The organism is Streptomyces sp. NPDC031379 (assembly GCF_055569615.1).
In genome coordinates this window covers 19,457-31,241 of the sequence record NZ_JBVIIT010000015.1, presented here as the reverse complement: position 1 = coordinate 31,241, position 11,785 = coordinate 19,457, and the positions used below count along the sequence as shown (strand labels likewise).

10 protein-coding genes are annotated in these 11,785 nt (G+C 67.8%); 7 read left to right on the top strand and 3 right to left on the bottom strand.

Features of this window, described 5'->3' with window-relative positions; translation table 11 throughout:
• Positions 1-104: 104 nt before the first annotated feature.
• From ACZ5CW_RS22025 to ACZ5CW_RS22015, 3 genes are all read right to left on the bottom strand, one after another.
• Positions 105-728: a hypothetical protein gene (locus ACZ5CW_RS22025; RefSeq protein WP_468603851.1), complete on the bottom strand. Its 624-nt coding sequence runs from the start codon at positions 726-728 to the stop codon at positions 105-107.
• A 4-nt stretch (positions 729-732) separates the two neighbouring features.
• The gene (locus tag ACZ5CW_RS22020; RefSeq protein WP_468603849.1) at positions 733-3,060 is read right to left on the bottom strand and encodes a hypothetical protein; all 2,328 of its coding nucleotides are present in this window, start codon (positions 3,058-3,060) and stop codon (positions 733-735) included.
• 69 nt (positions 3,061-3,129) lie between these two features.
• Positions 3,130-3,648, bottom strand: a complete 519-nt coding sequence (locus ACZ5CW_RS22015) for a hypothetical protein (protein WP_468603847.1) — start codon at positions 3,646-3,648, stop codon at positions 3,130-3,132.
• A gap of 433 nt (positions 3,649-4,081) precedes the next feature.
• Here ACZ5CW_RS22015 and ACZ5CW_RS22010 point away from each other — a divergent pair, with 433 nt between their 5' ends.
• The 7 genes from ACZ5CW_RS22010 (at position 4,082) to ACZ5CW_RS21980 (ending at position 11,764) form a co-directional block, all read left to right on the top strand.
• Positions 4,082-4,531 (top strand): hypothetical protein, encoded by a 450-nt coding sequence (locus tag ACZ5CW_RS22010; RefSeq protein ID WP_468603845.1) that lies wholly within the window; start codon positions 4,082-4,084, stop codon positions 4,529-4,531.
• Entirely contained in the window at positions 4,528-6,342 is a 1,815-nt protein-coding gene (locus tag ACZ5CW_RS22005; protein WP_468603843.1) for a hypothetical protein, read from the top strand. Before ACZ5CW_RS22010 ends, ACZ5CW_RS22005 begins: the two co-directional genes overlap by 4 nt.
• Positions 6,343-6,393: 51 nt before the next feature.
• Positions 6,394-7,650 carry a S8 family serine peptidase gene (locus tag ACZ5CW_RS22000; RefSeq protein WP_468603841.1) on the top strand — a complete coding sequence of 419 codons (1,257 nt, stop codon included), beginning with the start codon at positions 6,394-6,396 and terminating at the stop codon, positions 7,648-7,650.
• A 112-nt stretch (positions 7,651-7,762) separates the two neighbouring features.
• Complete coding sequence (locus ACZ5CW_RS21995; protein ID WP_468604135.1) at positions 7,763-8,104, top strand: WXG100 family type VII secretion target; 342 nt, start codon at positions 7,763-7,765, stop codon at positions 8,102-8,104.
• A gap of 38 nt (positions 8,105-8,142) precedes the next feature.
• Positions 8,143-8,445, top strand: a complete 303-nt coding sequence (locus ACZ5CW_RS21990) for a WXG100 family type VII secretion target (protein ID WP_468603839.1) — start codon at positions 8,143-8,145, stop codon at positions 8,443-8,445.
• 119 nt (positions 8,446-8,564) lie between these two features.
• Entirely contained in the window at positions 8,565-9,527 is a 963-nt protein-coding gene (locus ACZ5CW_RS21985; protein ID WP_468603837.1) for a protein kinase family protein, read from the top strand.
• A gap of 8 nt (positions 9,528-9,535) precedes the next feature.
• A complete protein-coding gene (locus ACZ5CW_RS21980) occupies positions 9,536-11,764 on the top strand; it encodes a protein kinase domain-containing protein (RefSeq protein WP_468603835.1) in 2,229 nt (742 codons plus the stop codon).
• Positions 11,765-11,785: the final 21 nt, after the last annotated feature.

The window sequence follows — 11,785 nt, the reverse complement described above, 5'->3', positions numbered from 1 at the left end:
CAGGGCCGCCTTACGAACATTCATGGCACCGCCCAATGGCAAATGTGTAGATGGTTGAGACCCGTGTCATGGCGGCGGTGCCACCGAGGCCCGAGAGCCCAGGCTCATCCCGTCACCTTGGACGGTGCATCGCACTTCGCCCTCTGATGTGCGAACAGGGCTGCGTTCCGGGCGAGGGAGGCCAGGCCGTCACGCAGTTCCGTCTCCGTGGCATTGCCGTGCTGCTTGAGTTCCACGACCACGCTCAGGTGTTCCCCGGCGCCCTTTCGACGGCACGGGACATAGATACCGGCAACCTTGGTCGACGTGACCGCTTTGTCCCCGGCGTCGAAGGAAACAAGGGAGGAAGCCGGAGCGAACTGGGTGACCACTTCCTGCACCCAACTGTCGGCGTTCTCGTACTGCAGCATCTGAGCCCGAGCCGCGACAAGCATCTTCCCGCCGCCGTTGACGAAGCAAGACGTGTCGTACGTGCGATCCGCGTCATCGATGCGCGGATCCGTGATGTCGTCGTCGAACGAGTACGACGACTTGTCGGGCACGACGCTCTTCAATGCGGCGGCGCTGCCGGACGAGTCGCCCAGCGTCCTGCACACCTCGGACGCCTTGATCTCGCCCTTCTCCTCTTCGAAGGGCGGAAGTCCCCATGCGTAAAGGACACCTCCGACGAGGCAGAGCAACAGCGCCGTTCCTGCGGCGAGCAGGGATCTCGTACGAGTGGATGCCAACGTCTCAGTCTTCCGTGTCGAGTTGCCGGGGAATTCCCTCACCGTCGAGGTACTGGTGGACCAGGCGGCCGGAGGTGTCGAACCCGTCCTGCGCGGAAGTGGCCACCGATGCCTCGATCATCGGATAGCGGTGACCGGAGTTCTGGCCTGCCTTCTGGGCGGCGAGCTCCACCATCTTGTAGGTCGAGTCGGAAGTGTCCTGGAAGCTCTCACCATTGCGGTAAATGATCTCCCCGGAACTGTCTCGCATGGCCCCTTCGGTGATCTTGCCGATGATTTCCTCGGCTGCTGTACCAGCCACGTCACCGATGATGGCGCCGCCGGGACCGGTCATCGGCTCCGTGGCCATCCCGATGCCGATGCCGATGGCCGTGCCGCCCCAGCTTCCGGCGCTCTCGATCGCGGCGTTGTACTCGGCGTCCTTCGCGCCGCCATCCAGTTCACCCTGGTAGGCGCGGCCGGCGCCGATGAGTCCCTCGATCTCGCCCGCCGTGCGAGCGATGTGGTCGGCGCCCTGCTTCAGGTTGTCGGCCTTGGAGAAGGAGGGGTCCTCGACGTACGCCGACGGATCCGCGAAGTGATGCTGCATGAGCTGCGCCGTGTAGCTGTGCTGACCGAGGTTGACCGCGGCGTAGCCTTCCGGGTTCTGCCCGACGGAGTACAGGAACCTCGTGATGTCCCGCTCGCCGAGATTGGCCGCCGTACCCGCCACGGGGAACAGCGTCTTCTCGCTGGCGCCGCCCGCGTGCAGCCCTCGGTGGATATCGGGCATGTACTCGGCGGCGATCTGACCCATGCTGTCCGACATGTAGCTGTGGCCGGTCAGCCGATCCGGCTTCTCGGACACCGATTGGAAGAGGCTCTCCACCAGCTTCGCCTGGCCCGCGTCGTGCGGCGGGGTGTCCGCCGTGGGCATCTCGCCGGCCGGGTGCCCCGTCGTGGCGGCCTCCAGAGCCAGGGCGAGGTTGTTCTGGCCCGTGACGAGGTCGTCCCCGTGGGAGTCCGTCTCCTTGGGCCAGTCCCGCTCCTCGAACAGGTACTGGAAGTTCGACAGGGACACCTTGCCCTTCTTGCCGTTGCCGTCCGTGTCCCGCTCGAAGGGGTTGTCCTCGTCGTCCTTGGAGACGTACTGCTGGTTGAAGAAGTCGGTGGCCGCGTCCGGGCTGTTGGACAGCCCCTTGAGATAGCCGGTGAGTGGATCGTTGCCGCTGTCGTCACCGATGCGGTTCAGCCACGAACTCGCGCCCGTGAGCCGCCACATCAGGTTGTCGTGCTCGCCGCTGCCGGTCAGCTTCCGCTCGGTGGCCATGAGCTGGGTTCCGTAGTCCTTCAGGAACTGGTCGTCATAGTCACCGGTCCGCATGAGGTTGCTCATGACCTGGAAGCCCATGGGGCCACCCCGGTCGCCTCGGAGCGGCTCGTCACCGATGTCGATCATCTTGCGCTTCCACGCGGCCATGTCCGTGGAATCGCTTTGAGTGGCGTTGGCCAGCGTCAGGCCCAGGTTCCGCTGGAGGTCGTCGAACTGGTCGAGACGCTTCCGCCCCAACTCGTAGTTGCCGCTGTGGGGATCACTGATCCCGGTCCAGAACTCCAGGGTCTTCTGCGGCCCGAGGTCGGTGGCGAAACGCTCGGCGAACAGCGGGTCGTTCGCGTACTTCTTCAGGCCCTCGTTGATCCGGTCGAAGTCCTCGACCGACAGCTTGGAGGGGTCCTTCTTCGCGAGCTTCGCCAGTTCGTCTGCCTCCTTGACGGCTAGCGCCGCGGAATCCCGGTCCTTGTAGCCGGCATCGGAGAAGCCCATCGCGGTCTGGTCGACGATCGCCTTGAGGACGTCCCTGGCAGTGGTGTCGCTCTCGGTGGCCTTGCTGAGGATGCCCTGGATCTCGTTGCGGAGACTGTCGACGTCCTTCTGGTCGGTCGCGCTCGTGTTGCCGCTGGGGTCCGAGGACCAGTCCGGCCGTGTGTTGCCCATGACCGTGAACTTGCCACTGCCGGTGTCGACGACGGTCAGGTGCTGCTTCTGCCCGCGTGAGACGGCGTCCGTCAGCTGCTGGTGGTACTTCTTCAGCTCGTCCCGGGTGTCCCGCAGGATGTTGTGGATGCTGGTGGCCTGCGTGTGGGCATCGCCGAACTCGCCGGCCGTCTTGCCGATGAACTCCCTGGAGACCTGGGCGTTCACCCCGGCCCAGTCCGCCTTGAGGGCAGCCTTGTGCAGTCCGTCCTCGGCGTCCTTCTTCAGGTCCGCGAGGTGCTTGACGAGCGTCGACCAGTCGGTGACGGCGTCGTCGAGCAACTTGAAGTTGGCGTGGAACAGAGCGTTGAAGTCCATGCGGTGTCGTCGTCCTCGCGAGTGGCGGTGTCGGGTGCGGACTGTGGCTTCGTCGTGTCCCCGACGCCGCTACTCCTTCTTCTCGCTCTTGTCCTTGTCGCCGTAGACGGAGTTCTTCTTGCCCGGCGCCCCGACCCGCTCGTCGAACCCGGCGTCCAGCGCGTCGATGCTGCTCATCTGTCGCGCGATGTAGTTCTCGTCGTTCGAGTGCACGGCCTTGGTGACCTGCATGTGGTTCGAGATCTGCGCGCAGGCGTCCATCAGGGACTTCAGCTGCTCTTCCCAGCGGTTGGAGACGTGCTGGAGCCCGGTACCGAGCGCGAAGCCCTGCTTGGAAAGGTCTCCGGCCGCGGAGTCGCTGCTGGGGGTCGCCACGCGGGCCTTGTCCCAGAGCTGGTCGTAGAGATGGTGCGCGGCGCTGCCGATCTTGACCAGGTCGGCGTGCCCCACCTTGAGGTCACCGGTCTTGCTGGGTGTGACGTAGGGCCCGTAGGTGCCGCCGCCAGGGTCGACATGGTTGAGCTGCATGTGTGCCGACTGCCCCTCGGCGGCCTGCGCCTTGAGTTGCTCCCACTCGTCCCATGCCATGGAAGGGTCCCTTCCCCCGCGGATACACCGATGCCGGGCCAAGTTAGCAACCCAGACTGAGGAAAATTTGCACCATGTCTGCTATGCGTGGTTTGCCAGACGTGAAAATTCAGCGGAGGCGCGCCCCGGTACCCCGGATGAGGTTTTGTGGTCGCAAAGATTTGACCCAGGGTGCCTTCGGCGTCCCGTCGACCATGCACGTGTGAAGCTTCTGCGCAGATGGCGGGCCCCTTCTGTCGTTATTGACCGCCTTGTCGGTCTTCGGTGGTCGCGAGCCGGTCACTTCGGGACGCCATTGCAACTGAACCGTCGCAGAGTTCAGTTGGCCGCGATTTACACAGTGACTACAGTGGTCGGCGATAGATCGGGGGTGCGGCTGTGTGCCGCCTGGTCTGTCCAGCTGTACCAACGGGGAAACGGGGAAGGGGTCGCAGTGGCCAACGGTGGCGGCTCGGGCATGAGGCGTGGGATCGATGCGCTGTCGAAGTTCAAGAAGAAAGTGGACGACGCGCTGACAGCCTTCGAAGGTGCTCCAGGCAGTCCGTCCAGGCTTGCGGAGCACAGGCTCAGCGCGGGCTCGTTCAGCGGCTCGAACATCCCCTTCAGTGAGGCGACCGAGCTGCACGGCAAGTACGAGCAGGTGCACGAGCGCCTCACCTCGCTGTCGAAGAACCTGGGCCTGCAGATCGAGGCTTTGACGCTCGCGTCGCATGCGGCCGATGTCACGTACGACGGGACCGAGGACGAGGTGCGACGCCGGTTCTGGGCGATCCGGGCGCATCTCGACGAGGAGCACCGGAAGGCGACGCAACCCAAGGAGAAGCCCGCCAAGGTTCCTGAGCGCAACAACGGCCACACGTCCGTGGGGGAGACCTTCCAGTGAGCGACAACTGGCAGCAGAAGCCGGAGTACAAGGACGACGTCCAGCAGGCGAACCGCCAGGTCGGCGTGGTCAACGCGCTCAGTCGTCTGCAGAACGGGTTCAGGGGTACGCCGATCGGAGCGGCTCTGTCCCTTGGCAGGACCGACTTCGAGGACCACGATCTCAACGCGATGATCGACCTGGTCAAGCACTCGAACCCCGAGCACCTGGAGACGGCCAGCAAGGCCCTGTGGGATGCCCGTACGGCCATCCACGACGCGGCGACGGATCTGGAGACCCACCTCGCCGGCGTCGACTGGGAAGGCGATGGCGCCGAGGCTTTCCACAAGTGGACCGACGGCCTCGTCAAGTGGACCAAGGGACTGGCGACTTTCGCCGATGTCGCCGCCACCGAGATCTCGGCTGCCGCCACGGGTCTGGCCTCCGTGCGCAACTCCATGCCGCCCCGGGACCCCAGGCCGGCCGGCGAGCAGAAGCGCCCCCATGAGCTGCCCAAGACCAAGCAGGTCGAGAGCAATGCGGACTATGCGGCTGCGGTGGCGGTCGAGAAGCACCGGCAAGAGGCGATCAACCAGGTGAACCGGTTGGCGTCGTTCTATTCGGTGTCCGCTACCGCCTTGGGGGCGGCGATGGATACCGACCCGCAGCCGTACACGGCGATTCCGGATGTGGGGGTGCCCAAGCCGCGCGGGTTCACTGACGACAGGAGGTGGGACGATTCGGGATCGTCCTCGTCCACTCCGACCGCCGTCCGGGGAAGTGCGGCGGGAAGCCACGAAAGTACGGCGGAGAGCCACCACGGGACGGCTACCTCGAACGGACCCGGGGGCGGCGGGCACGTACCGCCCCTCAAGGACGTCCATGAGCCCACGGCGCCCTCCGGCCACGAGGTCGGCACGGAAATCAACACCACAACCACCCTGCCTCCCCAGGCGCCTGCCACACCGCCCAGCACCCCGGCGCCCACGCTGCCGACCACCGGCGGAGGGCAGACGCCCCCGCTGCCCCCGGGGCCGATGGCGCCTCCCCTCACGCCGACCGCCGGTCGTAACCCCAGCTATGGGCCGACCAGCCGGCTGCCCGTCACCGCGCAGGGACGCACCGGCCCTTCGGGCACCGGAAGCGGCCGAGTGCCGCAGGGTCCCGCTGGCCAGCCGGGGCGCACCGTCGCCGGCGGGCGCGGGCCGCAGGGCCCGATGGGACAGCCCGCTCGGGCCATGGGACGCACGACCCCGGCGGGTCAGCCGGGTGCCCGGGGCCCCGTCCAGGGCGGGCGCTCCGCTCAGTCTGGCCGCTCGCCGGTAGGGCGCCCTGTCACCGGCGGGACGCCGACGCCGAGAACGACCAACACGTCTGGCGGACGTACCGGAGCGACGGGTCCCTCCGGTCCGGTGCGCAACGGTGTCGTGGGCGGCAAGCCCGTGACGGGTCGTTCCTCTGGTGGTACGGCCAATCCCCGTGTACCGCGCGGTATGGTCGTCGGCGCCGAGGAACCGGCCTCTTCGACGCCGTCGAAGGGCGCTCTCGGGCAGCGCGGAGTCGTAGGTGCCCCTATGGCCAAGGCGGAACCCGGTGCGGGCCAGGCGGTACTGCGCTCGGCGAGCAACCCCGAGGGTGTGATCGGCGCACCTCGCAACGCGCCCGGTTCCCCGCTCAAGGGCTCCGAGGGCGGCGCCACGGGGGTCGGCCGCGGTGCGGTGGGCGGTCGACAGAGTGCGGGCGGCGAGACCGGCCGCGCCGGTGGGGCCGCCGAGACCGAACAGCACCGCCCGTCTCAGCGGCGGCGTGATGTGCCACAGAAGAGCGACTGAACACGAGCGAGGACGTACACAGGCATGAAGCCAGGGACCGGCCGACGCGGCATGAGGACTGTCCTCCTGACGAGGCGCAACGCGAGAAGGCTGTCTGCCGTGTGCTCGGCACTGGGCACGCTGGTCATCGCGTCGACAGGGCTGGCCCCCGGAGCCGCGGCCTCGGATGTTCAGTCCAAGCAGTGGTATCTGGACGCGATGGGCGCCGACGAGATGTGGAAGCACAGCACCGGAAAGGGGGTGAAGGTTGCTGTCATCGATAGCGGGGTGAACCCGGCGACCTCTTCTCTCAAAGGACAGGTGCTGGTTGACGAGGTGCCGAAATCTGCGGCCTACCACGCGACCCGGGACTCTGACGGCCATGGCACATCGATGGCCGAGATCATCGCCGGCACCGGAGCAGGCGGTGGCATGAAGGGGCTTGCCCCGGGAGCGAAGATCATCCCGATCAACATTTCGCTGCCTGGGTCGAAAGACGCGGGCGATCAGGCGAAGGAAATCTCCACCGAGAAGGCGATCAGGGCTGCCGCTGACAGCGACGCCAAGATCATCAACATGTCCTTCGGGAGCGAGTACTACAGCTCCGAGGAGGAGGACGCCATTAAGTATGCCGCCTCCAAGGGCAAGTTGCTCTTCGCCGCTATCGGTAATGAAGGGGACAAGGGAAACAAGCGCAGCTATCCGGCCAGCGATCCCTACGCTGTCGGTGTGGCCGCCGTCGACAAGGCCGGTAAGGTCGGCAAGTTCTCCTCGTACGGAAACTACGTGGACCTCTCGGCACCGGGCCTCGACATTCCGGGCTGGTGTGACAACAAGTTCACCCGGTACTGCACCACGCAGGGAACCAGCCCCGCCTCCGCCATCGCCTCCGCCTCCGCCGCCCTCGTCTGGTCCGCGCACCCCGACTGGACGGCCAACCAGGTCCTCCGGAGCTTCATCGACACCGCCGGCCGCTCCTGGGCGAAGGACGACCCCAGCAAGTACCTCGGCTACGGCCTGATGCGCCCGCGCCGGGTGCTGATCAACAAGGACATCGATCCGGGCCCGGCCAACAGGGACCCCCTCGCCGCCGAGAACGGAACGGATCCGGACGAGGACGTCACGGCCACGCCGAGCCTCTCGGTAGCGCCCTCTTCCGGCGCGCCGGCAAAGGAGGGTGGCTCCTCCAGTGGCCCCACCTCCGCCGCGGCGAAGGACGCCGACTCCGGCAGCGACACCCAGACCTGGGTGATCATCGGTGCCGTAGCCGCCGTACTAGTCATCGGAGGCGCCGGTTTCGCCGTGCTGCGCGCACGCCGTAACGCCTGAGCGGTCTCCCGCATACCTGTTCATTCGCCGAGTGAGCAGAAGCCCGCTTGCCAACCGTGCTGACCCTGAATTCAGCGCTCGGCAAGGTCAGTTCACAAAGAAAGGCATGGAAATGGCGACTCAGCGCCAGAAGGTAAGTGACAAGGACATCATCGTCCTCGAAAAGGAGCTTCTGCACCGTTTCGAGGGCATCAAGGGCCAGCTCAAGGAGCTGCAGGCCCTCATCGACAGCCTCGAGGGCAACTGGAAGGGCATCGGTGCCGGTGCCTTCAACACCAAGCAGACCGAGATCAACGAGCGCATGGTCCGGATCGGCAACATCCTCGCCAAGTTCATCGAGGCCATGAGCACCACTCGCAAGATCAAGGACGGCACGGAAGACGAGATCCGCTCGCAGGTCCAGAGCATCGACGTCGACCTCGGTGGCGCGCACTCGGCGCTGTCCAGCTACTGATCCCCGCCAGGCCACCACTTCTCAGCAACGGAGCAATCATGGGCGTCAACAACAGCGGCGAACTCGAAGTCTCGTACGGCAGCCTCGACGAGACCGCCACCCAGCTGGCCAACCACGCGCGTCGGCTCGAAGAGGGCCTCGAGGCCATCAAGCAGAAGGTCGCCGGCGTCGCCAGCATGTGGGAGGGCGAGGCCCACAACGCGTACACCGAGAACCAGGCCGCCTGGGACCGCGAGGCCAAGGGCATCCACGAGGCCCTGGTCCAGATCGGCAAGGTCGTGCACGCGGCCGGCGGTGACTACCAGGGCGGCGACCGTAAGGCCGCCAGCTACTTCATGTAAGGCTCGCAGACAGAGCTGACAGGCAGGACGCAGCAGCGGGGTGGGCACGCACGGGAGGTGCCCACCCCCTGTCTTGCCTGGACGGACGGCCACAGAAGAACGAAGAATCGGGACAGGGAATGCACGCCACAGGTGGTGCCACAGGCGTGGCCGCCGGGGGAGGACCGGGCAGAGCCGCGGGACCGCGGCGGCAACTGGGCCCGTACACCCTGATCACCGCGCTGGACGACCCCCGCACCAAGGTCCCCGTTCCCGAACGGCGGTACATCGCCCGCAGCGCCGACGGCCGGCACACCGTTCTGCTCTCCCTCCCGCAGTCGGGCACCGATCCCCAGCGTTTCCTGGCGGAAGCCGACGCCTCCCGCTACCTCCTCGGCCCCTGCGCCGCGCCGGCCACGGCCCTCGCCGGCCCGGGCGAGCCCGCCTGGTACGCCCGCCCCTACCTGCCCGTCCTACCGCTGCCGACCGCCCTCGCGGTACATGGCGGCCCACTGCCCGAACGGACGGTACGCGCGCTCGGCGTGGCTCTCGCCGAAACACTCACGATCGTCCACGGGCAGAGCTTGACGTTCGCCGGGGTGTCACCCGCGGCCGTCCTGCTCGCCGCCGACGGACCTCGCCTCTCCTGCTTCGGCGCGGTACGCGCGGTCGCTGCGGACGACACGCCCCGCTCCGGACTGCCGGGTCTCGAGCCGGGCAGCCTGCCGCCGGAGCAGGCTTCCGGTGGACGCCCGCGTCCCCTCGGTGATGTGTACGCCCTCGGCGCGACCCTCGCCTACGCGGCGACCGGTCACACGACTCCGGAGCGCGACGAACTCCCGGCGCCCTTCCGTTCGATCATCACCCGGTGTCTCTCGCGCGATCCCGGTGATCGACCGCAGCTCGCCGAGGTACTGGACGTGTTGGCGGGCGACCCGACTGCGCCCGGCACCGGCGGGGAAACCCGCTCCACCGCTCTGCTCGTCCCCGGCTGGCTACCGGGCCGGGTGATCGCCGCCCTCGCCCATCAGTCGGCGACCGTCCTCACCGCGGAGATCATCGTCGGGCCCGCTCCCGTCCACCCCTCCCACAGCCAGAACTGACGACGGTCATGCCTTCCCCCCTCATCCATGACGATCCTCATGCCTTCGGCCCGTACCGGCCTGTCGCCCGCCTCGGCAGCGGCGGCATGGGCACCGTCTACCTCGCCCGCACCCCCGGCGGTCGTACCGTCGCACTGAAGACGATGCACGCCCGCATCGCCTCCGACCCGGCCTTCCGCACCCGGTTCCGGCTGGAGACCGACGCGGCCCGGGTCGTGGGCGAGCGGTTCGGCGCCGGTGTCGTGGACGCGGACCCGCGGGCCGAGACGCCCTGGTTCGCCACCGAGTACGTGCTCGGGCCACCCCTCGACGAGGCTGTCCAGCTGTTCGGTGCGCTGCCTGAGGGGTCCGTACGGGCGCTAGGCGCGGCGCTGTGCGGGGCGCTGGGCCAGTTGCACGCATCCGATGTCGTCCATCGCGACCTCAAGCCCTCCAACATCCTCATCACCGCCTACGGTCCGAAGGTCATCGACTTCGGCATCGCCCGCGCGGCCGGGGACGAGCACCTCACCCGGGTCGGGGTCGCGGTCGGAACCCCCGCCTTCATGTCGCCGGAACAGGCGGGCGGACAGGAGCACTCGGCCGCGGGTGACGTCTTCGCCCTCGCCGGTCTGCTCGTCTTCGCCGCCACCGGGCATCCGCCCTTCGGGCATGGTCAGGCAGCGGACCTGCTCTACCGGGTGCAGTACGCCGAGCCGGATCTGAGCGGCGTACCCGGCAGTCTCGTACCGGTCCTCGCGCAGTGCCTGGACAAGAATCCGTTCCGGCGTCCGACGACCGGTTGGCTCGGCGTTCAACTGCACGACGGTGCAGGCGAGTTCGCGGATCATCTGCCGGAAGCGCTGCTGGCCGACATCGGACGGCGGGCGACCGAGGTCTGGCAGGTCACGCCGCAGCGGCTGCCCGCGCCGGTCGACGAGCCGGAGACGGCCTCGGCGACGGAGCCCACGCGATGGTCGCGTCGGCGACTGCTGCTCACCGGAGCGGGCGCGGCAGCGGCGGTGGCGGCCGCAGGGGGCGGAGCATGGGCCCTGTACGAGGCGACCGGAGGCGCGCAACCACAGCCCCATCCCGGGCCCAGCAACAGCCTGCTGCCGAAGAAGGATCTGGACTCCCTGTGGCAGATCCAGGTCGCGGACCCGGACCCCGGCTGGGTCCAGTGGCCGTTGGGATACCTCCCCGCACAACTGAATCCCGCCGCGAACCTGGTGGCGCTGGTGGCGGGGGACGGCCTGACCGGTGTCCTCGCGCAGACGGGGCAGAAGCAGTGGGCGTCGGACGTGGACGAAGTGGTCTGGCAGACGGCCTCCGACGGTGATCGCCTCATCCGAGTGGCGTCCATCCTCGACGGCGTCCCCTACAAGGATGCCAAGTCGTACCCCCTGGCCTTGTCCTCGGTGGACCTCTTCACCGGCAAGGCCAAGAAGCCCTTCGCGCAGTTGGAGGACCTCAACGGCGCCCTCACGGAGACCCAGATGGTCTGTGTCGCCGACGGAGTCGCCTATGTGGTGGCGGGCAAGGGCAAGTTCACCCTCGACGGCTTCCTCGCCTCCCAGTCCTGGTACCTCCTCGCTGTGGACATCGACACGGGCAGGCGGCTGTGGAAGACGCCGCTGCCCGCGCGACGCCAGGGCGCCCGGAACCTGTACTTCGTCGCTGCCGGGGTGGTGGGACATCACCTCGTGGCGTTCCAGGAGGCGAACGACGGCAGCGTGCACGCGGTCGTACGCGACAACCGCACCGGTGCCGTTCGCTGGGACCACGAACTCGACGGAATCAAACCGGACCGGGTCCGCCTGCCGCTGGCCGCCGACGAGCGGCATCTCTATGTGGGCGCCGGCCGGCTCAGGGCCCTGCGGCTCAGTGACGGCAGGACGGTATGGGACTCCAAGTCCGAGCGGCCGGGGCGTACGTACGGTCTTCCGGTGGTCAAGGACGGCACTCTCTACGCCGTCGAGCAGGGGCTCGGACTCATCGCCTTCGACCCGTCGAGCGGCCGTGCCAGATGGCAGGAGAAGGGCGGCCAGGGCGCGAAGGCGGACCTGAAGGCCGCGCCCGTCATCGGCACCGGCTACGCGTACAGCAAGCGGGGGTCCCGGCTGTGGGGCATCGACCTGTCCTCCCGTACCCCGGCCCACTCCTACAAGACGACCGGCGACCGCTTCATGGCACACGACAAGGCCGAGCTGACCATCGCGCTCGGCGGTCACTTCCTCGCGGCCTTCCCGCTGCGGTGAGGTGCCGGTGATGAGAAGAGA